20 protein-coding genes and 1 other annotated feature are annotated in these 23083 nt (G+C 36.9%); of the genes, 4 read left to right on the top strand and 16 right to left on the bottom strand.

Annotation, left to right across the window (positions count from 1 at the left end):
* Positions 1-22 precede the first annotated feature (22 nt).
* Positions 23-202 carry a hypothetical protein gene (locus ACLHDF_RS14840; RefSeq protein ID WP_413919509.1) on the top strand — a complete coding sequence of 60 codons (180 nt, stop codon included), beginning with the start codon at positions 23-25 and terminating at the stop codon, positions 200-202.
* Positions 203-233: 31 nt separating this feature from the next.
* Here the strand turns inward: ACLHDF_RS14840 and pepF are convergent, their stop codons facing one another.
* The 4 genes from pepF to mecA form a co-directional block, all read right to left on the bottom strand.
* Positions 234-2051, bottom strand: coding sequence for an oligoendopeptidase F (gene pepF, locus ACLHDF_RS14835; protein WP_413919508.1), 1818 nt, complete (start codon positions 2049-2051; stop codon positions 234-236).
* 162 nt (positions 2052-2213) lie between these two features.
* Complete coding sequence (locus tag ACLHDF_RS14830) at positions 2214-3395, bottom strand: competence protein CoiA (protein WP_413919507.1); 1182 nt, start codon at positions 3393-3395, stop codon at positions 2214-2216.
* 118 nt (positions 3396-3513) lie between these two features.
* Positions 3514-5031, bottom strand: a complete 1518-nt coding sequence (gene cls, locus ACLHDF_RS14825; protein WP_413919506.1) for a cardiolipin synthase — start codon at positions 5029-5031, stop codon at positions 3514-3516.
* Positions 5032-5245: 214 nt separating this feature from the next.
* Complete coding sequence (mecA, locus tag ACLHDF_RS14820) at positions 5246-5926, bottom strand: adaptor protein MecA (RefSeq protein WP_413919505.1); 681 nt, start codon at positions 5924-5926, stop codon at positions 5246-5248.
* Positions 5927-6286: 360 nt separating this feature from the next.
* Between mecA and ACLHDF_RS14815 the strand changes: the two genes are divergently transcribed.
* Complete coding sequence (locus ACLHDF_RS14815) at positions 6287-6952, top strand: TerC family protein (protein WP_413919504.1); 666 nt, start codon at positions 6287-6289, stop codon at positions 6950-6952.
* A gap of 96 nt (positions 6953-7048) precedes the next feature.
* On the opposite strand, the gene madM is transcribed toward ACLHDF_RS14815, so the two are convergent.
* From madM to ACLHDF_RS14785, 6 genes are all read right to left on the bottom strand, one after another.
* Positions 7049-7810 carry a malonate transporter subunit MadM gene (madM, locus tag ACLHDF_RS14810; protein ID WP_413919503.1) on the bottom strand — a complete coding sequence of 254 codons (762 nt, stop codon included), beginning with the start codon at positions 7808-7810 and terminating at the stop codon, positions 7049-7051.
* The gene (madL, locus tag ACLHDF_RS14805) at positions 7807-8220 is read right to left on the bottom strand and encodes a malonate transporter subunit MadL (protein ID WP_413919502.1); all 414 of its coding nucleotides are present in this window, start codon (positions 8218-8220) and stop codon (positions 7807-7809) included. The genes madM and madL overlap by 4 nt, the downstream gene beginning before the upstream one ends.
* Before the next feature lie 195 nt (positions 8221-8415).
* Complete coding sequence (locus tag ACLHDF_RS14800) at positions 8416-9312, bottom strand: LysR substrate-binding domain-containing protein (protein ID WP_413919501.1); 897 nt, start codon at positions 9310-9312, stop codon at positions 8416-8418.
* 199 nt (positions 9313-9511) lie between these two features.
* Entirely contained in the window at positions 9512-9910 is a 399-nt protein-coding gene (gene spxA / locus ACLHDF_RS14795) for a transcriptional regulator SpxA (protein WP_013055422.1), read from the bottom strand.
* 413 nt (positions 9911-10323) lie between these two features.
* Positions 10324-11727 carry an amino acid permease gene (locus ACLHDF_RS14790; RefSeq protein ID WP_413919500.1) on the bottom strand — a complete coding sequence of 468 codons (1404 nt, stop codon included), beginning with the start codon at positions 11725-11727 and terminating at the stop codon, positions 10324-10326.
* A gap of 205 nt (positions 11728-11932) precedes the next feature.
* Positions 11933-13297 (bottom strand): amino acid permease, encoded by a 1365-nt coding sequence (locus ACLHDF_RS14785; RefSeq protein WP_413919499.1) that lies wholly within the window; start codon positions 13295-13297, stop codon positions 11933-11935.
* Positions 13298-13741: 444 nt separating this feature from the next.
* On the opposite strand from ACLHDF_RS14785, the gene ACLHDF_RS14780 reads away from it, so the two are divergent.
* Positions 13742-14317: a GNAT family N-acetyltransferase gene (locus ACLHDF_RS14780; protein WP_413919498.1), complete on the top strand. Its 576-nt coding sequence runs from the start codon at positions 13742-13744 to the stop codon at positions 14315-14317.
* Positions 14318-14598: 281 nt separating this feature from the next.
* On the opposite strand, the gene ACLHDF_RS14775 is transcribed toward ACLHDF_RS14780, so the two are convergent.
* The 5 genes from ACLHDF_RS14775 to ACLHDF_RS14755 all read right to left on the bottom strand — a co-directional run bounded on the left by ACLHDF_RS14775 (position 14599) and on the right by ACLHDF_RS14755 (position 20211).
* Positions 14599-15516, bottom strand: a complete 918-nt coding sequence (locus tag ACLHDF_RS14775) for an ABC transporter ATP-binding protein (protein WP_413919497.1) — start codon at positions 15514-15516, stop codon at positions 14599-14601.
* A gap of 1 nt (position 15517) precedes the next feature.
* The gene (locus tag ACLHDF_RS14770; protein WP_413919496.1) at positions 15518-16588 is read right to left on the bottom strand and encodes an ABC transporter ATP-binding protein; all 1071 of its coding nucleotides are present in this window, start codon (positions 16586-16588) and stop codon (positions 15518-15520) included.
* 14 nt (positions 16589-16602) lie between these two features.
* Positions 16603-17529, bottom strand: a complete 927-nt coding sequence (locus ACLHDF_RS14765) for an ABC transporter permease (RefSeq protein ID WP_413919495.1) — start codon at positions 17527-17529, stop codon at positions 16603-16605.
* Positions 17530-17531: 2 nt separating this feature from the next.
* A complete protein-coding gene (locus ACLHDF_RS14760) occupies positions 17532-18467 on the bottom strand; it encodes an ABC transporter permease (RefSeq protein ID WP_045291908.1) in 936 nt (311 codons plus the stop codon).
* A gap of 97 nt (positions 18468-18564) precedes the next feature.
* Positions 18565-20211 (bottom strand): ABC transporter substrate-binding protein, encoded by a 1647-nt coding sequence (locus ACLHDF_RS14755; protein WP_413919494.1) that lies wholly within the window; start codon positions 20209-20211, stop codon positions 18565-18567.
* Between the two features lie 668 nt (positions 20212-20879).
* Positions 20880-21084, top strand: a binding site (T-box leader).
* 76 nt (positions 21085-21160) lie between these two features.
* On the opposite strand from ACLHDF_RS14755, the gene trpS reads away from it, so the two are divergent.
* Positions 21161-22150 (top strand): tryptophan--tRNA ligase, encoded by a 990-nt coding sequence (gene trpS / locus ACLHDF_RS14750; RefSeq protein WP_413919493.1) that lies wholly within the window; start codon positions 21161-21163, stop codon positions 22148-22150.
* Positions 22151-22177: 27 nt separating this feature from the next.
* On the opposite strand, the gene ACLHDF_RS14745 is transcribed toward trpS, so the two are convergent.
* Positions 22178-22927, bottom strand: coding sequence for a YjbA family protein (locus ACLHDF_RS14745; protein WP_013055412.1), 750 nt, complete (start codon positions 22925-22927; stop codon positions 22178-22180).
* Positions 22928-23083: the final 156 nt, after the last annotated feature.

The raw sequence follows: 23083 nt of genomic DNA, 5'->3' as shown, positions 1-23083 counted from the left end.
GCTTTTAATAGAGGTGTTAACTATGAAAATCGCTGGAATCACTTTAGGCATTGTTATCCTTTTGTTTTCCTTTTTATTCTATATTTTATCTCTTATGCAGCTCGTCCCTCTCATTATTGCAGCCCCTCTTTTATTTTTAGCTATTCTTATTATTTTTACGCTGCTTAACAATCACAATAAATTTCGAGGATTTAAAAAATGAAGCAGGATGCAGCTCCTGCTTCATTTTTATTTTATTGATTTAATAAACGTTCCATTTCTGTTAATTTCTCTTCAAATACAGCTAGGGCCTCTTCAATAGGCTGAGATGTTGTCATATCCACTCCTGCTTTTTTCAACACTTCAATTGGATAATCAGAGCTTCCTGACTTTAAGAAACCTACATAGCGCTCAACAGCTGCATCTCCTTCTTCAAGGATTTGCTTGCTTAATGCTGCAGCTGCACTGAATCCTGTAGCGTATTGATAAACGTAGTAATTGTAGTAGAAATGCGGGATGCGGGCCCATTCTAATCCAATTTCTTCATCAATTACTAAATTGTCTCCAAAATACTTTTTATTTAGGTCATAATACAATGTTGTTAATAATTCCGGTGTAAGCGGCTCTCCGTTTTGAGCACGCACGTGAACTTCGTGTTCAAATTCGGCAAACATCGTTTGACGGAATACCGTACCGCGGAATCCTTCTAAATAATGGTTAAGCAAGTACAAGCGCTGCTTTTCATCATCAATCGTTTTTAGTAAGTAATCATTTAGAAGCGCTTCATTACACGTTGAGGCTACTTCTGCCACAAAGATTGAATAATCTCCGTAAGGATACGGCTGCGTTTTTCTTGTGTAATAACTGTGTACAGAATGTCCAAATTCATGGGCTAGTGTAAACAAGTTATTCACATTATCCTGCCAGTTCATTAAGATATAAGGATTTGTACCGTATGTTCCTGAAGAATAAGCACCGCTTCGCTTGCCTTTGTTCTCATGAACATCTACCCAACGGTTTTCAAATCCTTCTTTTAACACATTAAGGTAGTCTTCCCCTAATGGTTTCAAGCCTTTTAAAATATAATCTTTTGCTTCTTCATAGGTTACTTCCATTTTCACATCTTTTACTAAAGGTGTATAGAGATCATACATATGAAGTTCTTCAATTCCCAATACTTTCTTACGTAACTCAATATATCGATGCAATAAATGTAAATTATCATTCACCGTTTTAACTAAGTTATCGTACACTTCTTCTGGAATATTATTTGTGCTAAGAGCTGAGTGACGAGCAGAATTATAGTGACGAACGCGGGCGCTAAAATTATCTTTTTTCACCGTGCCGCTTAATGTACTTGCAAACGTATTTTTAAATTTACCATACGTTTCATACACTGCTTTAAACGCTTCTTCTCGCACGCGGCGGTCGCTGCTTTCTAAAAAACGAATATAGCGCCCGTGCGTAATTTCTACTTCTTCTCCATTCTCATCTTTAATAGAAGGAAATTCTAAATCTGCATTATTTAGCATTCCAAACGTGTTGCTTGAAGATCCTAACACTTCAGAAGCTTGAGCGAGAAGCGCTTCTTCACTTTCTGATAAAATGTGCGGACGTTCGCGAGTAATTTCATCTAAGGCATGAGCATATAACTTTAGCTCTTTATGTTCCGCCATGTATTGTTTAATTTTTGATTCTTCAATAGACAAAATTTCTGGTGTTACATACGATAGTGCACTTGCAATTTGAGTATAAAGTGTTTTGATACGATCATTTAACCCTTGATAAAAAGAGTTAGTGGTATCTTGATCGTAGCGCATATGAGCATATGTATAAAGTTTACTAACGCGCATTGTGAGCTCATCTTGCTCTTGAAGAGCGTCGTATAAAGTTTGAGCCGACTCTCCAAGTTTTCCTTTGAATTTTTCCATTTGTGGGATCAGAGCTTTTACTTCTTCAAATTCTTTTTCCCATGCGTCATCTGAAGCAAAAATATCCTCTAGTTTCCACGTATCTTCTACCTTTATCTCGCTTCTACTTGGTAACTTCTTCACTTTTGATTGTTCACTCATGGTCATCCCTCCATCTTTTTCTACCTGTCTATAACTGTTCGCTTTTTCTAAGGCGAATCCTTTTTATTTCTTCCGTTATTGTATGTTGTTTTAAAAGAATTAATCAAAAGTCAGCACGCTTTTGAAAAAGGATTCTTTCTTAAGCGTACTGACTTTTAATAGTTATGTCACTTCTTTTGCTTGATTTAACCACCTTTTCATCATTTGTCCATCTTCCAAAAAAGCATCCGATGTTTGCTTTGGAATGGTGTAAGGCCTTCTGATTTTGTATATACCAGAATTTATATACGTTAGCATCCCTAACTGACATAATACCTCCACATACTCAAACAAAGGCTGCTCCATAACGACAGGGGCCATGGGAAAAGATCGGAACACAATATGCTTCTGATGAATTCTGTAGAGCCATAACCTGCATAATTCTTTTTCTGTAACTAAATCCCCTACTTGCTTCTGCTGCATTAAATCAAGAAGCAGCCACGTTTGCCATATAGTAGCAGATGTTTCAATCATGTATAAAGAAGACAGCGGCATGCCTGCTTCGGCTGGAATATGGGATGGAGGAATACTGTTTTCATAAAGAGCGTGCAAGAAAGGCTGAAGCTTCTTATTAGGATAGAGGATATAATGCGTTCGCCACGCCTTCTTTTTCTTTATCCAAGAAGAGAAAAATTGAGGTTGTGTATGTGTAGAAAGAATATCATGAAAGGTATGCTCGTGAGGAGAGAACACAACAAGCTGTGCATAACAAATCTGAGATGAAAAAGGAATAAGATGTTCAAGCTTCAGCAGTTGATTAGTAGAAGGTGAAAAATAAAGAAGCGTGGGCGTATAATCAGAAAGAGTGAGAAACTGCCACTCTTGAAAAGAAAGTTGGTACATATAAGTGGATAAGCGCTTCATTCTTTTTGCCCCCATAATCCAAAGAGGCGTATAATTTCCCTTCTCATAATGAACAGAACGTTTGGTTAGCAATGAGGAAGATAAGGAAGCACATTGAAATTCGATTGCATATTTTTGCGAAGACATATCTATAAGTAGATCTGGACGCTGCATAATTTTAGGAAGATAACTTTCTAACTCAACTTCAAGGTGAGAACTAAACCAGTGAAACAGCTTTCGCTTTCCGTCAAGATGATAATCTGTTTCACCTTCGTGCTGAGCGACGCATGTTTTTTTCAAGTGAGCAAAGTGAGGAATTTTTTTTGTACCTATCTTTAACTGTACAGGGGATTGACAAGAGGGACAGTAGAACTGCTTTTCTTTTCTCCACAGCTTAAGCTGTTCAATCGAAAAGCGCTGAGCTAACGAAATGATACCTTCTTCCGTTTTGGCAACTAACAATCATACATTTCTCCTTCCTATAGTAGCGAGCTATATCCTTGTATTCGACATCCTTTTATTAAATCCTTTTCTTTAAGAAAAAACCACATCGCAGCATATGCAATGTGGTTTATAGCGATTATAATAGCGGTGATAGCAAACGGGCTATTGATTCAAATAACCGCTGTATAAATGGCCGCTTTTCAAAGTCTTTAAAGTGAAGCTCACTCGTTTCTTCTAAATCTTGCATATATTCATATACGAGCTTTTGAGTACTAGCTGTACGATATAAAAAAGCATTTACTTCAAAATTCAAATGAAAGCTTCTCATGTCCATGTTAGCTGTTCCAATAGAGGCAATTTCTCTATCGACGATCACAATCTTGCTGTGCATAAACCCTTTTTTATACTCGTAAATTTTCACACCTGCTTCTAGCAGCTCCGGAAAATAAGAGCGTGATGCATGAAAAACAATTTTTTTATCGGGCTTCTGAGGTACAAGAAGCCTTACGTCTATACCGCTTAAAGCAGCTACTTTGAGGGAAGTAAAAATATCTTCATCGGGTATAAAGTAAGGAGAAGCAATCCAAATGGACTCTTTTGCAGACGTAATCATGGAAAAAAATAAGTGTTTGATAATTTCCCACTCACGGTCTGGTCCGCCAGCAATCATTTGAACACCGCCACACTTTTCCATATCAACGTCAATTAAATCAGGCGATAGGTACGTTTGAGTAAGCATCGTCTGACCTGTCATATAATACCAGTCTTGCAAAAAAATAAGCTGTAATGAACGAACTGCCTCACCCTTCACCATCAAATGGGTATCTCTCCAAAAACCGAAATGCCGACTTTTCCCAAGATATTCATCACCAATGTTCAAACCTCCTACAAACCCAATTGTTCCATCAATGACTACAATTTTACGGTGATTACGGAAGTTGATTTTATTGTTGAGAAACGGAAGCCTAACGGGCAAGAATGGAATCATTTCTACGCCGGCGTTTCTTAGCTCATGAATATAGTGCTGTGAAAGCTGAAAACTTCCCACGGCATCATATAAGAAACGTACATAAACTCCTTCTTGTACTTTCTGAATTAAAATATCTTTAATTTGCTTTCCCAAATGATCATTTCGTACGATGTAATACTCTAAGTGGATATGATGCCTTGCATGCTTTAATGATTCTATAATTTCGTGAAACGTCTCTTTTCCATTCGTTAATGCACGCGTATCTGATGAAAAAGAAATTGGGCTCTTACCAAGCTTGACGGCTAGCTTTAGCATTTGCTTTCTACTTGTGCCCAACTGCTCAAATTGATTGTCTAATGTACCGGAATCTCTTTCCATCTTTAAAAGCACCTGTTCATCCAGCTTTGCTTTTTTAGCAAATAAACGACGTTTTCGTATATTGCGTCCAAATAACAAATAAAAAAAGAAGCCTATTACTGGGAAACCGCCTAATACTACGAGCCACGTTAGCGTTTGAGTTGGATGACGGTTTTCTAATGAAATGACAAGACCGATGAAAACGACACTAATCGTAATTAAGATACTTAGCACGCCAATCAATTGACCGTCCCAATACCCTTTTGTAAAATAAAGTAAAGCAATAATACCAATAACAAAAATTAAAAGCTGTAATCTATTTTTCAACTTGTTTTCACCTATCCTAAAACCAATCTTTCATCATTAATAACAGGTCTCTATACCTTTATTATCCTCAAACTTGTTATTTTAACACTGCACTTTCCCCCTGTAGGAACCAGCCGCCTTCTTTTTTACCTATGTTGTTCGATATAAGTGGAGAGCATTTCCCAAAAAGAGGGCAAAACAAAGACCGATTTCATATACATGAAATCGGCTGCTATTATCGTAAAGGAAAATACTGCTTTACTTGTTCAAGTGCATTTTCACTGATTAATTCTTTTCCATATTCCGTTAAACGATGAACTGTTACATTTGATTCATTTGCATATTCTAAAATGATGCTTAAAATGTTATCAATTTCAGCTACAAAGTCTTCATCATCTGTAAACTCAACGTATAAATAATATTTCCCTTCAAACACGTACATGCTGTTGATGATATCATCTAACTCTAAATGGTGACTTAAGGAAATTAAATGTTCTAAGTCTTGAAAGCGTGCGACGAACTGTAGCCCTTCGTCTTCTATGATTTCTTCTTCAAAATCAGCTTTTTTACTTTGATTCGCTTGATGATCAAGCAACGCTTCAATTTTTCCATCTACAGGGATATCGATTTTATCATTTTCACCAACAGGTACTTCGAACTTTTGACCGTCTTTTGAAACTTGTGCTCTTGTGACAATCACCTCTAGCCCCTTCTCAAGCGCGTGTACTTGAATCCAAAGAGGACCTTCTGCTACAAACTCTTCTTCTTGATGAATTTCGTCCATCATCTCCCAGAATAGTTCTTCACTGCGCTCTCGGCTAAACCAAATTTCATTGCGGTCAAATCCACGTTCTTCAATATCTACGTAAGTGACAAAGAATTTTACTGTGTTTTCATTAATGCGTTCGATTTCCATTATCATCTCTCCCTTCGGAAAAATCAGTGAAGGTAATACGGCCATTTCGAACATTACCCCTAAACGATGAAGGGACTATTTTACCCCCGTGTTAAAGCAATATTACATGTACTTTCTCACTTTGTAAAGCATTCTAACTTGGGATATACAAGCATACACTATTTGAGTGAACCTTGTATATCTATTTTATGACAAAATGCGAAAGAAAGGAAATAAAAAATACTCTGACAACTCATATCTACCGTACACCTTACTTTGTTATATACATAATTTCTTTACCCTATGAACGCTTTTTATTAAAAAAGAACAAAGATAAAGCAATATGAGCTATTTATCTTTACATATTGGGAGGGAAGACTATTGGATTTAGAATTAATAACCTCCATTCTTCTTATTATCGGTATCGATATTGTACTGGGTGGAGACAACGCTATTGTTATTGCCTTAGCAAGCCGCAACTTACCTGAATATCAGCGAAATAAAGCCATTTTTTTAGGGACTGGCTTAGCTGTGGTAGTTCGCATAGTACTTACTATTTTAGCTGTTTATTTACTAACTATTCCTTACTTGCAGCTCATCGGCGGTTTTTTATTAGTGATTATTGCCTTTAAGCTTCTTGTCTCGGAAGGTGATGATGTGTCTTCCATCCGTGCAGGTGTAACATTAGGCGCAGCTGTAAGAACGATTGTGTTTGCTGATATTGTAATGGGGCTAGATAATGTAATAGCTGTAGCTGGCGCAGCTCATGGAAATATTATCTTAGTTGTCACCGGGCTACTTGTATCCGTACCCATTATTGTGTGGGGAAGCAAGCTCATTTTGTATTTGATGGAACGATTTCCCCTGCTTGTTTACGGTGGAGCAGCTATTTTAGCTTATACTGCTGGCAATATGATTGGACATGAAAAGAACTTACATTCATTCTTTGCAGAACATACGTCTCTAGGAACATTCATTCCGTTTATAACAATTGCTGTTGTGCTGATAAGCGGTATGGTTGTGAATAGCTTTCGTTCAACTAAATGATAAAGAAAAGGCCATACTAAACATTTTTATTTAGTATGGCCTTTTCTTTAGTTTAATGAATACAGCAGTCTTTTATTCATAAAACACTTTGTACACTTAAAAAATAATCTCTGTGAATAAAAAAAGAATCGATGGTACAAGCAAGCAACCAAGACCTGTATAAAATGTAGCTGTCATGGCTCCGTACGGTACAAGTTTTACATCTGTTGCAGCTAAACCAGCTGCGACACCGCTTGTTGTCCCCATAACTCCTCCATATATCATAGCTGTACGAGGGTTGTTTAATTTAATTTTCTTAGCAAACATTGGTGTCAAAATCATAACTGAAATTGATTTAATTAATCCTACAGCTATACTCAACGCGATAATATCAGAAGATGCTCCAATCGCAGTACCAGAAACCGGCCCCACAATATAGGTCACGGCTCCTCCACCGATTGTAGTTAAAGCAACGGGATCTCTATATCCGAAACAAAGAGCAATAATGACTCCTATTACAAAGGAATAGAAAACCCCAAAAAACAAAGCTGTAATCCCACTGATTCCCGTTTTTTTCACCTCGCTAAAATTGGCGCCGAACGCGGTAGCAATAATGGCAAAATCTCTTAGCATCCCTCCACCCATTAAACCAATTCCTGAAAATAACTGTATATCAGAAATTCCTTTCTCCCCTCCTGTATTCACTCCTCCGATATAAGCAAGAATTAATCCAAACATAATAGCAATTGCAGACCCGTGAACTCTTCCTTTTGTTAATTTATCTGATAAAAGATAAGCAAGATACATGACAATCCCAATAACAGCAAACGCCGTAATCAGCCCGTTATTTTCTAATCCCTCTTTGATTATATTCATCATTTTATCTGCTCCTTAGGTAAAATAGAAAGCTCTATTTCTTGTTCGTTCCCCATCGCTTTCTCTCCTATCCTGCTGATAAATGGTATGGATAGAAAACCTACTGCCACTACTACCACCCCTGCAAGAACCGCCATGCCTCCCCCATCTAAAGCGGCTATAACATTTTGCTGCGCAGACATTGCCACCACGATAGGAATATAAATACCTCCCCAAAAAGCAATGCCTTCTTGAGATTTTACGTGGAGCTTATTTTTCTTCTTTAAATAATCCACCGCTAGTATAAGAAGAAGCATGGATACCCCTACTCCTCCAACATTGGCTTCTACTCCCATTATCCCTCCTAATACGTCCCCTACAATTACTCCTATCAACATGCAAATAGACAGCAATGCTACACCAAAGATTATCATATTACTTCCTCCCCCAACTCATTATTGAAAGCATTTACTTTTGGTTTAAAAATAGTTTAAAAGAAAAAAGTTGAATAACCTATGCTTTTTTAGTTATATATTTATATCAAAAATGACATAATGCAGTTTTTCTCTGCTATTTACTTTAGATTTATTCGAAAAAGAAATAAGAACCATGACATTTAGTCATGATTCTTATATGTATTCATGAGACATACTGGAGGATAAACCTTTAAAGTAATCAATCACAAACTGCCTGAAGATTTGTTGTAAATCCGTCACGTAGCCGCCGTTGTTCCAAGCTAAAAAGATGGTACGTTCAAATGTCTCTCCTTCAATTTTCAACAGTTTTACATCTTTTCCTGTAGAACCTCCCCAAGTCACTTCAGGAATAAAACCTATTCCTTGCTTCGCTCTAATTAACCCTCTCACTGTTGCTGGATCATCGCTTTCAAAAGTAATTTGAGGCACAAAATTCTGTTCCTTACAAATCACATCTGTTATTTTTCTTAGCTCTTTCCCTTTCTTTAGCACAATAAATTTCTCATCTTTAAGTTCATTTAGTTTTATACGTGATTGCTTGGCTAACTGATGATCAAGAGGCACTGCAAGCAAAATTGATTCTCGAAGTAAAGGAGTATGTTCGATCTGCCGGGCTGTTAATGGAAAAGCTGAAATACACAAATCAAAATCAGGCTGTGAATTGAAATTAGTCAAATGCTGCATCAGCCGAAACCTCACCTGAGGATATTGCTCACGAAACCTGCTTAATAGCTCTGGAAGTAAATGTGAACTAGCCAATACAACAAGACGAATTTCTTCACACGGGTCGTTCGACATATCTTTTAGCTGATGCTTTGCATCTTCTAATGTTTTTAAAGCAAGTTCCACTTTGGCACAGAATGCTTTACCATACCGATTTAATTTAATGTATTTACCGTTTCGATCAAACAAACGAATACCTAGTTCTTTTTCCAGCTGTGAAATCGTTTTGCTTAGCGCAGGCTGAGATACGTATAGCTCTTCAGCTGCTTTGCTGATATGTTCTAGTCTAGCAACTACTTGGAAATATTTTAGCTGTAAAAGCTCCAATCCGTTCACCATCACTTTTATATGTTTAATGACTCTCTCTTTACTAATTACATATATGCTTCATTTCCCCTGCTATTTCGACAAAAAAATAAGCAGCAGGGAACATTGGATCCCTGCTGCTTATCTTTTATATACCAACTTTTAGCAAACGTTGCTTTGTTAGTCTCTTATTTAAATCTTAAAAGAACAAATATAAAAATTAACCATTCACAAGTCTTTGAGCTTCGCGAAGTTGGAAAGTACGCACTTTACGTGGTAAGAAACGACGGATCTCGTCTTCATTATAACCAACTTGTAGACGTTTTTCATCAATAATAATTGGGCGGCGCAATAAGCCAGGATTTTGCTGAATTAATTCATACAAATCTTGTAAAGGCATAGCGTCTACCTGAACGTCTAGTTTTTGGAAAGTTTTCGAACGTGTTGAAATGATTTCATCTGTTCCATCTTCTGTCATACGTAAAATTTCTTTAATCTCATCGATTGATAACGGCTCTGAAAAGATATTACGTTCTGTATATCCAATATCATTTTCCTCTAACCAAGCTTTCGCTTTACGACAAGATGTACAACTTGGTGATGTATATAATGTAACCATTTACTCCTTCACTCCTTCTATCATAATCGGTCATAACATTCAAAACATGAACTGTAAATCATGTTGTTTTATACAAACTTCAACGAGTGTAAATATTTAATGACTGATAATGAAAATCGATACTACTTTATAATTACTTTTAAAAAATAATATCTATTTGCATTATACTACAAACTTCATCGGAATGATATACTTTTTAAAGTGAACTAACACATTAGTTCGTTCCTTCACTGTCATTATTTTCATTGCCGATTTTCTTCATTATTTATTTACCACACTACTATTACGAATAAACCTCTAGATTAGTTTCATTTTTTTATTATTTTTTTCTTTCACACATTTATCAAATTTTCAGTCACAAAAAAAGCCCTGCAGAAGAAATGACTTTTCTGCAAAGCTTTTGAAATGACTTCTTATTTAATAGCTGATGTGTTTTTTCCTCGTCTCATCAAGATAGGATACAGTAACAGCCCAATTACAAATAAGCCAATACCAAGGAAAAATGTTTTCAAATCAGCTGTTCCTGTCTTAATTACCCAAAGTGAATAAATAAGTGCTAACGAGGCAATAATTCCGTCTTTTACTCGCGATCCTTTAATCGTGTCGTACGTTTCACCCGTCACAATAAGCTTTAATTGATAAACTGTCGTCACGAAATAAGGAACTAAATACGCTAAGGTAGCTACAACGATAGCGAAATTATAGGCTTGCGAAACGGTACCCGAAATAGTCGCAAACAAAAACAACTGTGTTAAGCCATTTGTTAATGTTAGTGAGCGAGCTGGGCTATTATTCTTATTGGTTTTAGCAAACCACTGTGGAAACAACCCTGATTTCGCAGCTTGATAAGGAACTTCTGCACTAACAACAATCCATCCAACAGTAGAACCTAGTAAAGATATAAGTGCTAAAATGGCCATTACGTAAGCACCTTTATGCCCAATAACCATTTCTAACGTATCTACCAAAGGCTTTTGAGATTGCTGAAGCTGGGCAGTTGAAAGAATTCCCATAGCTAGAAGCGTAATTCCTACATAGATAACCATTGAGATTAATAATCCAAGCAGCGTTGCTTTCTTTACTACTTTTTGTGATTTTGCACGATTAGATAATAGTACAGCTGATTCAATGCCGATAAACGCCCACAGCGTAGCAATAGCTGCGCCATTCACCTGACTTCCTAACCCTACATCTATGCCTTTTGAATTCACGAATTCTGTACTGACTAGGTTAGATGCGCTAAATAGTGATAGCGCCACAACAATAAATAAACCGAATCCAATAATTTTAGCTGCCGTTGTGATAAAGTTAATATTACCAGCGCTATTGATATCTCGCTGCAAAATAGCTTGAATTCCCCATAGCACAACAGAACATACTAAAAACGTAATAAATTTTCCAGCTTCTAATTGAAAATCTCCGACTGAAAATAAAATATCCTTACTCTCCATTACTGGAAAAAACGTTGTTAAATATCCTGCAAACGATATGATGACAGATGCTGTTGCAGCCCAATTTGCTGCCCAGTAACCCCAAGCCATGCTATACCCTGCTACTTTACCTGCTTTAGGCGATGAAAAAAGGCTCGCTGCATAACTTTGAGGTCCTCCTTTTAGCTCGGGCTTTCGCATGACTAAGTTCCCGAATACAAGAGCAATCATGAACACCCCAAGACCTGTTGCAATCCAAGCAAGTGTTGAACCGATTGGACTTGATACGTTTGCTAAATTAGAAGGAAGCATAAATACCCCGCCGCCTACCATATTACCAACTACAAAGGCTGTTAAAAACCAAAGGCCCCATTTTTTATCTTTCATTTGCCGTTTCTCCTTTTGCTTTCTAAAAGCTTAAACTTTTGAAATAGAAAGCTCGATGCTAATCTATTAAAACATAGAAATTATTTGTTTCTTCATTTGTTTAACAATATAATATATTAGCACACTAAAGCAAAAAGGGAAATAATAAATCATGCATTTTCTTTTGGAAAAAAATACACGGCTTCGTCAAGAAGCCGTGTATTTTTTATCTTTTATGAAAACCTTTTGAATAGTAGACAACAACCAACAAAACAAACCATATCGGACCCACAATAAGCGCTATCCTTGTATCAGGGGAAAAACCCATCACTACTACCACTCCCGCCAAGAAAGCAAGAGAAAGATACGACGTATATGGGAAAAGTGGAAGCTTATATTTTAAATCACTTACCTGCTGATCGCTCAATCCTCTGCGGAAGCGGATTTGAGAAAGTAAAATAATTCCCCATGTCCAAATTGCTCCAATAGTGGCAATACTCGTTACCCACGTAAACACTTTATCAGGAACAACGTAGTTTAAGCCAACTCCGATTAGCAGTACAACAGCTGAAGCAATAACTGCTGCACCAGGTACGCCACCTTTTGTTAAGTTAACATAGCGTTTTGGTGCTTCTCCGTGCTGAGCTAAATTAAATAACATACGACCTGTACTAAAAATTCCACTATTACAAGAAGATAAAGCCGCTGTTAACACTACAAAGTTTATAATCCCTGCTGCAGCGGGAATTCCAGCTTTATCAAACGTTAAGACAAATGGGCTTCCTTGTGTTCCAATCTCTGGCCAAGGATAAATAGACATAATAACAAACAATGCTCCAATGTAAAAAATCAAAATTCTCCACAGTACATTATCAATAGCTTTTGTTAATGTCTTTTCAGGATTTTTCACCTCTCCTGCTGTTACCCCAATCATTTCAATACCAAGGTAAGCGAACATAACCATTTGAAGTGATAAAAGAACACCTTTCATACCATTTGGGAAAAAGCCACCGTGATTCCATAAATTGCTGATTCCTGTTGCAATACCGCCATTTCCAATTCCAAAGATAATCATTCCTAGACCAAGCACAATCATAAGAATAATCGTTACTACTTTAATAAGGGAAAACCAAAACTCTAGTTCCCCATACGCTTTTACAGCTAAAAAGTTAACACCTGTCATAATAATGAGTGCTGCAAGTGCCCATATCCACTGAGGTACGCCGGGGAACCAAAACTCCATATATACTCCAACAGCTGTAATTTCAGCCATACATGTAATAATCCACATAAACCAGTAGTTCCAGCCTGTTAAATAACCAGCAAGTGGCCCTAAATAATCGTTAGCATACTTACTAAAAGAACCGGCTACTGGATTTTGTACTGCCATTTCACCTAGCGCTCTCATAATAAAAAACATAATAAGACCACTGATTCCATACATGATAAGAATACCAGGACCGGCTAACCTAATAGCGGATGCAGAACCTAAAAACAGTCCAACCCCGATAGCTGCACCTAAAGACATTAAGCTAATATGTCTTTCTTCAAGTCCACGGCTTAATTCTTTTTTTTGCGTGTTCCCTTGCATAATTCTCTCTCTCCTAACATGTCCATTTCATTATAGCGGCTAATTGTATAGTATTAACTTATTTTCAAGGAAAATAGTTCTATTTTTGTATGTACTAAAAATTGGATGTTGCAAGTTCCACACCTGCACTTTTACCGCTATCACATCTATAAAATACAATATTAAAAAAACTTCACTTTTTCATTTTATCAAAAATCACAAAAAACGCGATAGTTTTTTGTGATTTTCACAAATAAACTTACGACTTAAATATAATTAAAACTATTTTTACCACCATATGTTCTTATTTTACAATAATTATCTAACTATTAGGAATAATCAAACTAATGCTTTTCTATATTTTCAATTATAGATGCTTACTTTTCCCTAAAGAGGGTAAAGATAAGATAATTGTTTTAAACACTATTGTGAACATCATCATGAAAAGATCAGTAGGAGGGTGCTATGAATTGGTATGAAAAACTAAGTCAATATTTTCCCATTGAAGAAATGAAATCAAAGAAGCATATCGAAACGCTTTTACAAGAACGCAGCGATATTTACCATAAAAATGAAGGTCCTCATCACGTGTTAATGTACGTAGAGACAGAACAATTTATCTTTATTGATTACCTCTTTGTTTCAAAAGACGCTCGAGGTCAAGGACTTGGCGGTAAATTAATTCAGGGGTTAAAGCAGCATAACAAACCAATTATCTTAGAAGTAGAGCCTGTGGACTATAAAGATTCAGATTCAGCAAAACGACTGCATTTTTATAAACGTGCAGACTTTAAGCATGCTCAAACAATCGGCTATAAACGACGTTCATTGGCTACAAATGAAATTAATCAGATGGAAATTCTATATTGGTCTCCTACCTCTGAAACGGAGGAAAGCATTTTAAATAAGATGAAAAAAACGTACGAGTTAATTCATACGTATAAAGACAAAGAAATATACGGTGCGTCTTATCAGCCGGCAGATCAAGTATTAAAAATTGACAAAAATCGTAAAGATGGCGATATCTTAGCAGATTTATAAAAGAAAGTAGACATGTCTACTTTCTTTTATAAATCATTTGAATTATTATTCATTATAAAACATTATTAAACACTTATATTCCTTTAGTTATAAGGTTTACAACTAGATAATTTGTCTTAAATATAAAATTCTGAAAATTTTTAATAGTATTTCCCAGTCCTTTAATGTATAATACCTGTAAAGCGCTAATGTTACTTGTTCTTACATGTTTTTTTGCAACTTAAAGCTTATTGTTCTTTGATAACTAAATAAAAAACGACCTCGTTGTGAGATCGTTTTTGTTATGTTGTATAGGTGGTAAACTCCGCTTGAGAACAAGATACGTAGTGACCTGGAGATACTTCTCTAAGCTCCGGTTCTTCACCGTTATAGTCATGAATACTTGGATCATAAATTTTACGCTGACGCGTTTTTTCACTGTCAGGATCGGGAAGCGGGATGGCTGAAAGCAACGCTTTTGTATATGGATGAATAGGGTTTCGATAAAGTTCATCACTTGGTGCAAGCTCTACAATCTTCCCTCTATACATGACGCCAATGCGGTCGCTGATGTATTTTACCATTGATAAGTCATGAGCGATAAATAAATATGTTAGTCCACGTTCACGCTGTAACTTTTTCATTAAGTTAACAACTTGAGCTTGTATAGATACATCCAAAGCTGAGATTGGTTCATCTGCGATGATAAAATCAGGTTCTACTGCCAGTGCTCTTGCGATACCGATACGCTGACGCTGACCGCCGCTAAACTCATGTGGATAGCGATTTGCATGTTCTTTGTTAAGACCTACTGTTTCAAGAAGCTCGTGAACCTTTGCCATACGTTCCTTTTTCGTCTTAGCTAAACCGTGAATATCAATGCCTTCTGCAATGATATCTGCTACGGTCATACGAGGGTTAAGCGACGCATATGGATCTTGGAAAATCATTTGCATTTTACGATTGAATTTTTTAAGCTCCGAGCGAGATTTGCGACCATGTACATTTTCTCCATTAAATAGCACCTCACCGCTAGTAGCGTTGTATAAACGAATAATCGTTCTGCCTGTCGTTGACTTTCCGCAACCGGATTCACCTACAAGCCCTAATGTCTCTCCCCGGAAGATGTCAAACGTCAGACCATCAACTGCTTTAATTGTTCCTTTGCTTGTGAAAAAATGTTGCTTTAAACCTTTAATCTCTAATAACTTATCTGTCATGTTATTCACCATCCTTCGCTACAAGTACGGGTGTGCTGTATACATTATCAACTTTACGCATGCGGCGCTGAACTGAAGCAGGCGGCTCTACTTTTGGCGCATCGGGATGTAACAGCCATGTTTTCGCATAGTGCGTATCAGATATTTTGAACATTGGAGGTTCTTGTTCAAAATCAATTTTCATTGCGTATGGATTTCGCGCTGCAAATGCATCTCCCTTTGGAGGATTCGTTAAGTCGGGCGGCGTTCCAGGAATAGCAGCCAGCTCTTCTTCTGCCTCGTTATCTAAGCTTGGCATAGAGGCTAGTAGTCCCCACGTATAAGGATGTTTTGGATCGTAAAACACTTCATCTACTGTGCCCATTTCAACAATTTGCCCAGCGTACATCACGGCTACTCGATCTGCTACATTCGCTACTACACCAAGATCATGGGTAATAAAAATAATAGATGTATCGGTTTTTTCCTGAATATCTTTCATCAACTCTAAAATTTGAGCTTGAATTGTTACATCAAGCGCCGTTGTCGGTTCATCAGCGATCAGTAATTTCGGATTAGAAGCAAGAGCCATCGCAATGACAACACGCTGTCTCATCCCGCCGCTGAATTCATGCGGATATTGATTTACACGCTGTTCTGGAAAAGGAATCCCTACAAGCGTTAATAACTCGACTGCACGTTTTTTCGCTTCAGCTTTAGACACTTTGGAATGCTTGATTACGACTTCACCAATTTGAGCTCCAACTTTCATCGTCGGATTTAAAGAAGTCATTGGATCTTGGAAAATCATACCGATATCCTTACCGCGAATGGCCTCCATTTCTTTATCCGTTTTCTTAGCTAAATCTATGCCGTCAAACAGCATCTCACCACTTTTAATCTGGCCAGGAGGCATTGGAATAAGGCGCATGATCGTTTGTGAGGTCACACTTTTACCAGATCCTGATTCACCAACAATTGCTAGTGTTTCACCTTTATTTAAGTGGAAGTTAACGCCGCGAACAGCTTGAACTTCTCCGCCATATGTTTTAAATGATACAGCTAAATTCTTTACTTCTAATAAACGTGACATATGATTTCACTTCCTTACTTACGTAGTTTTGGATCTAACGCATCTCGTAATCCATCACCAATTACGTTGAACGCTAAGATTGTTAAACAGATAAACAAACCTGGAAAAAATAAGCGCCAAGGATAGTATTCCAAAGCAGGTAAACCTTCTGAAGCCATTGTTCCCCAACTTGCAAGAGGTGCGGGAACGCCTAGTCCCAAGTAGCTTAAAAATGCTTCTGTAAAGATTGCTGAAGGAATCGTTAGTGTCATTGTTACTAAAATTGGGCCTGTTGCGTTAGGAATAAGATGTTTAAATAAAATACGTTTTGTTGTTGCTCCTAATGTTTGTGAAGCCATTACGTATTCTTGATTCTTCAGCTGCAATACTTGTCCACGCACAATACGAGCCATGTTGATCCAGCCAGTAATGGTCATTGCCAAAATCATCGTGCCTAACCCTTGGCCAAGCATAACCATTAAAATAATAACAAGTAAAAGGTAAGGAACACCATATAAGATATCCGCAACACGCATCATTGTTTCATCCGTACGGCCTCCGCGGTATCCGGAGATGCTTCCCCAAATTACGCCGATGAATAAATCAATTAAAGCTGCTGCCAACCCAATAAATAGCGAAATACGAGCGCCTTCCCACGTACGAGCAAAAACATCACGTCCTAACTCATCTGTACCGAACCAGTGCTCAGAAGAGGGAGCCTGATTAGCATTCAACAAATCATTTGTTGCATAATCATATTTCACCATCAATGGACCAAATATAGCCATAAAAACAAGGATAATCATTAGTACTACACCAAACATAGCAAGTTTATTTTTGCGAAAACGAATAAAAACGTCTTGCCAGAATGAAAGACTCGGTTTTTCAATCTTTTCTGCCTGAGCGTGATCAATCCCTGCTGTTTCAAACATTTCTTTAGGAATTTTCGGAAGTTGCTGCATAGTTACTCTCCTTTCTTAGCACCTGTAAGTTTAATTCGAGGATCAATGAAGCCGTATGCAATATCTACAAGCAGGATACACACAAGTAGTAAAATACTGTAGAACACCGTTACGCCCATAATCGTTGTATAGTCCCGGTTTGAGATACTTAGTACAAAGTGTGAACCTAATCCCGGGATACCGAATATTTTTTCAATAACAAAGCTACCTGTTAAAATCCCTGCTACTAAAGGTCCCATATAAGATACGACTGGAAGCATCGCATTTCGCATTGCGTGCTTAACTGTAATGACTCCTCTGCTTAAACCTTTTGCTTTCGCCGTACGAATATAATCATTACTTAATACTTCAAGCATGCTTGAACGAGTTAATCGTGCGATAAACGCCATAGGAGTTGAAGCAAGCGCGAGAGCCGGTAACACCGTATGTGCCCATGATTCCCAGCGTGCAACCGGAAAGATTTGTAATTTCATGGCCAGAACATATTGTAGTACCGCTGCCATGATAAAACTCGGAACTGAGATTCCTAGAACTGCAATAACCATTGCCGTATAATCTTGCCACTTATTATGTTTTAAAGCAGCAATAACCCCTAGTAGTACACCAATAGCAATCGCTATTAAAATAGCTTCCATCCCTAGCATGAAAGAAACAGGGAATCCGCCGTTGATCAAATCATTTACCGTTTGGCCTTTATATTTGAAAGATGGACCAAAATCCCACTTTAAAATTGATGTTAAATAATCGAAGTACTGATGATACCAAGGCTGGTCTAAACCGTAATACTGATTTAGATTTTTTTGAATTTCAGGGGGAAGCTGCTTTTCTGATGTAAATGGACCTCCCGGAACGGCACGCATTAAGAAAAAGGTCGCTGTTACAATCAGCCATAATGATAGAAACATATAAATAAGTCGTTTTCCTATATATTTGAACACCCTGACACACCTCCATATTTTTACAAAATTCGCACACAAGAAAGAAAAGTATATGGAGCACCAAGCCCCATATACCCTTTGTCATAATTGATGTTACTTACTCAAAATGAGCCCATTTGACCTGAATGTCTCCAAGTCCAGACATTACAACATCTTTCAGCTGCTTGTCTTGTACCCAAGCGTTTGTGTAGAAGTAGATTGGTGCCACTGGCATTTCATCCATGAAGATACCTTCTGCTTTTTTCAACATTGCCAGACGCTTCTTAGGATCTGTTTCTTTTTGAGAGTCAATTAATAACTTTTTATATTCTGGATTTTCCCAGTTTGTATCATTGTTTCCGCCTTTTTTGTCACGGAACAATTCTAAGAAGTTGATTGGATCGTTAAAGTCTCCTAACCAGCCCATACGTCCAACTTGATAATCCCCTTGGTGTAATTTTTCAATGTAAACAGCCCACTCAGAGTTGTCTAACTGAACTTTAATGCCAAGGTTTTTCTTCCACATATCTTGAACAGCCTGTGCAATTTTTGCATGTTTTTCATCCGTGTTGTATGAAACTTTGATTGCTGGTAGTTCTGAAGCATCTTTAAGGCCCATTTCTTTCAAGCCTTTTTCTAAATATTCTTTTGCTTTTTTCACATCATTGTCTTTGAAGTAACCTTTTTTGTTATCTTCAAACATTGTTGGTGGTACAGCCGCCATTGCTGGAACTGAACCATCTTTTGTAATTTGTTCCGTAATACCTTTACGATCAATTGCATAAGCTAATGCTTTACGAATGTTCACATTGTCTAAAGGTTTTTGTTCTGTATTAAACTTGTACCAGTAAGTACCTGCAATCTCTTGAATGTTTAATGAACCATCTTTCTTTAATTCAGGAAGTGCATCAGCTGGTAACTGACCAGTAGGCATACCCGCCCAGTCTAATTCACCGTTCTTGAACATTGAAAGTTCAGTGTTGTTATCATTGATCATGTACATTTCAACTTTTTTAAGTTTTACAGCATCTTTATCCCAATAGTTTTCATTAGGAACTAAAACGATTTTGTCATTATGTTTCCAAGTTTTTAGCTTGAAAGGACCGTTTGACGTATAGTTTTCACCCGCATTTGTGTACCATTTTTCATTTGATTCAGCAATTTTTGTATTCACTGGGAAGTACGTATAGAAAGCTGTTAATTCTAAGAAATATGGTGTTGGGTTTTCTAATGTTACTTCAAGCGTTTTCTCATCTGTTGCTTTAACGGCAACATCATCTAATGAACCTTTTCCTTCATTAGCAGCTTGTGCATTTTTAACATAGTATAGTTGATATGCATATTGAGATTCGTTCTTAGGATCTAAAGCCCATTTCCATGCATATTCGAAATCTTTTGCTGTTACAGGATCACCATTTGACCACTTTGCATCGTCGCGAATAGTAAACGTATATTTAGTTTGATCATCGCTTACCTTCACATCTTTCGCCATTGCATTTTCAGGTTTTCCATCTTTACCGATACGAGTTAAACCTTCAAATGTTTGTAATAATACGTTTGATGACGTTGAATCATTAGCTAAGCCTGGGTTCAGTGAAAAAGGCTCAGTTTTAATGTTTACGCGAAGCTCTTGCTCTTTTTTCTTGTCGCCGCCATCACTGCTAGCATTTTCACTGCCACCAGATTCTTTGTTAAATCCACATGCAGCTAAAAACAAGCTCATTACAAGCAGCAAGCTGAAAAGAATCGACAATCTTTTCTTCATTGCGTGTTACCCCCTATTAAATTTTGTTTGTGTGGCAACCATATTTTTTTGATAATCACTAATTTCTTAATCCTCTTTCAATACAAAATAATCAGTTATTTTTTCGTATGGTAGAGTGTTAAAGACCTCACTGCAAAATTATTCTTCTACCCTATGAAACTGTCATCAATTGTTTACATGCTGTAAATCCAATGTATGCGCTTAATATGTAGAAGACTCATTCATTACAAAATTCGTTAATTGAAACAAAACATTGTCTATTTTGTGTTTTCTGAAAAATTAAGAAATTGTAATATCTTTGTAAAAAATATGTTTGTTACGCCTATTATAAATATTTTAAAAATTTATTGCAATACTATTATTTAATGGTATTTTTTTGTGATGAGAGAAAAAACCTTATCTTATAAGGATTGTGCCTGCTTGTCAGACGTCTAAAATCTTTTTTGTAGTATAGGTATTACGATAGTATTACAAAGTTATTAGAAAGACTAAACGAACAATTTTTACCAAATCTTACACCAAATTTTCATCGAGAAATGCTTTAATTAAAAGGTTCTTGTCTTTTTTTGTCGCTGAAAAATTCCAGTAAATTGTCTTATAAAACTTTTTAGTAATAAGATGTTTAAATTCCTGCTTTTTCGCGTTATAATAACGAATAACTATATATGATTAAAGCTGTGAAAAAGAGTAGTATGCAGAATTTTCATTTTTAGAGAGTTTGTGGCTGGTGAGAACAAACATTGAAACCTGCAGAATGGACTTTGGAGCTTTCAAGTGCAAAGCTTGAACGTTGACCTCAACGTTACATGAATAAAGATAGTTCACAATCATGTGTGCTAATTAGGGTGGCAACGCGGTCCATTCGCCCCTAGCTTATGCTAGGAGCGGATGGGCCTTTTTATGTTTTATCCGTAAATTAGCAGCATATATGTGCAGATGAAAGGAAGATTTGATGAAAACAATTTTTTCAGGTATTCAACCAAGCGGTACAATCACTTTAGGCAACTACATTGGAGCTATGAAGCAATTTGTTGAACTTCAACATGATTATAACTGTCATTTTTGTATTGTAGATCAGCATGCAATTACAGCGCCTCAAGACCGTTTAGCACTTCGTAAAAACATCCGCAGCCTTGCTGCTCTATATGTAGCAGTAGGCATTGATCCTGCAAAATCGACTTTATTTATTCAATCAGAAGTGCCTGCGCACACGGAAGCAGGATGGATGTTACAATGCGTAGCGTATATCGGTGAACTTGAGCGTATGACTCAGTTTAAAGATAAGTCCGCTGGAAAAGAAGCAGTATCAGCAGGATTATTAACTTATCCTCCATTAATGGCAGCTGATATTCTTTTATATAACACCGACTTAGTTCCAGTTGGTGAAGATCAAAAGCAGCATTTAGAATTAACGCGTGACTTAGCTGAGCGCTTTAATAAAAAATACAATGATATCTTCACTATTCCTGAAGTACGTATTCCAAAAGTAGGCGCACGCGTCATGTCTCTTCAAGATCCTACGAAAAAAATGAGTAAGTCGGATCCAAACCAAAAAGCTTTCATTACGCTTTTGGATGATGCTAAAACAATTGAAAAGAAAATCAAAAGTGCCGTAACGGATTCAGAAGGTATTGTTCGCTACGATAAAGAAAATAAGCCTGGTATTTCAAACTTATTAAGTATTTATTCAATCTTAGCGAATAAGTCGATTGAAGACATTGAAGCAATGTACGAAGGCAAAGGATATGGTGATTTTAAAGCTGACACTGCTAAAGTGGTAGCTGAAGCACTCGCTCCAATTCAAGAAAGATATTATGAATTAGTTGATTCTAGCGAACTAGACGATATTTTAGATGAAGGTGCCGATAAAGCAAATGCAACGGCTAATAAAACGCTTCGCAAAATGCGAAACGCAATGGGAATCGGCCGTAAACGTTAAAAAAACGACTGCTATGCAGTCGTTTTTTTAATTAACTTTTGGCTCTTGTTCAATTTCCCAAAGCTTTTCAAAGAAAGGTTGTCCTTTTACTAAGCGCTCGCATAATAATTTATGCTTTGGTGACCACCCTGACTTCGTTTCATCATATAGCTGATTCCATACGTCTTGAAACGACATCTCTTGAATATCTTCGTATTTCGTTGGATTCCACTCCGTGTACCAGTAGCGGATTTGAGCAGTATTTTTTGTTGTATGTAGCTGATCGAGTGCCATAAATAATAGCTGTTTTAGCTGACGTTCTTTACGTGTTAGGCCTCTCATCGTTTCAGGAGACGGCGAAAGAATATGATGCTCTTTTTTATTTAGCTCGTCTTCACTGAACTTATATTCTAGCTCTTCTTGATCCGCAATCATCTCATAGACTAACTGTTCTTGTCTCGGAATTAAGCGGCTTTTTCGAATCGGGATATGATACCCCATCGTATCAATTGCTAAAATATTCGTTCCGTCTGTAACGATAAAACAATATTCAACCTGCGTGCGTTCATGATTTTTCCGAATGTATGCTTTCTGATAGACATCTTGTAGTAGTTGTTGAGGTAGTTCGGAAAGATCATTTTCAATGTAATGAAATAAAAGCGGATTTACTTTTAATAATGGTGCTTGATCGAGCAGTTCTACACAATCGTCTTTTCTCCACTCATGGAAATGACACACATTATAACCGTTTTCTTCGCCTTCAAACCAATTAACCCATACATCATGAAGATATAGCATAATTTACCCCTCACTTACTATCTGTTTGTTATCCATCAGTATAGGCAGAGAAAGGAATTTTTATTCCAAATGATGTTATTTTTCTAAAATTTAATTATGAAAACCTTCGTTCTTGTTTATTGTTCAAATACGATTATTTCAAAGCTAGAACATAAG

The organism is Priestia megaterium (assembly GCF_046599315.1).
GTDB classification, from domain to species: domain Bacteria; phylum Bacillota; class Bacilli; order Bacillales; family Bacillaceae_H; genus Priestia; species Priestia megaterium_F.
Note: the sequence above shows the minus strand (reverse complement) of the source record. Positions and strands in the feature narration are given on the sequence as shown.

Coding starts and splice junctions, on each gene's coding strand:
- ACLHDF_RS14755 (WP_413919494.1), bottom strand. CDS start 20,211: ATGAAGAAAAGATTGTCGATTCTTTTCAGCTTGCTGCTTGTAATGAGC.
- ACLHDF_RS14840 (WP_413919509.1), top strand. CDS start 23: ATGAAAATCGCTGGAATCACTTTAGGCATTGTTATCCTTTTGTTTTCC.
- ACLHDF_RS14770 (WP_413919496.1), bottom strand. CDS start 16,588: ATGTCACGTTTATTAGAAGTAAAGAATTTAGCTGTATCATTTAAAACA.
- ACLHDF_RS14785 (WP_413919499.1), bottom strand. CDS start 13,297: ATGCAAGGGAACACGCAAAAAAAAGAATTAAGCCGTGGACTTGAAGAA.
- ACLHDF_RS14780 (WP_413919498.1), top strand. CDS start 13,742: ATGAATTGGTATGAAAAACTAAGTCAATATTTTCCCATTGAAGAAATG.
- madM (WP_413919503.1), bottom strand. CDS start 7,810: ATGATGAATATAATCAAAGAGGGATTAGAAAATAACGGGCTGATTACG.
- spxA (WP_013055422.1), bottom strand. CDS start 9,910: ATGGTTACATTATATACATCACCAAGTTGTACATCTTGTCGTAAAGCG.
- ACLHDF_RS14745 (WP_013055412.1), bottom strand. CDS start 22,927: ATGCTATATCTTCATGATGTATGGGTTAATTGGTTTGAAGGCGAAGAA.
- ACLHDF_RS14765 (WP_413919495.1), bottom strand. CDS start 17,529: ATGCAGCAACTTCCGAAAATTCCTAAAGAAATGTTTGAAACAGCAGGG.
- ACLHDF_RS14790 (WP_413919500.1), bottom strand. CDS start 11,727: ATGAAAGATAAAAAATGGGGCCTTTGGTTTTTAACAGCCTTTGTAGTT.
- ACLHDF_RS14775 (WP_413919497.1), bottom strand. CDS start 15,516: ATGACAGATAAGTTATTAGAGATTAAAGGTTTAAAGCAACATTTTTTC.
- pepF (WP_413919508.1), bottom strand. CDS start 2,051: ATGAGTGAACAATCAAAAGTGAAGAAGTTACCAAGTAGAAGCGAGATA.
- mecA (WP_413919505.1), bottom strand. CDS start 5,926: ATGGAAATCGAACGCATTAATGAAAACACAGTAAAATTCTTTGTCACT.
- madL (WP_413919502.1), bottom strand. CDS start 8,220: ATGATAATCTTTGGTGTAGCATTGCTGTCTATTTGCATGTTGATAGGA.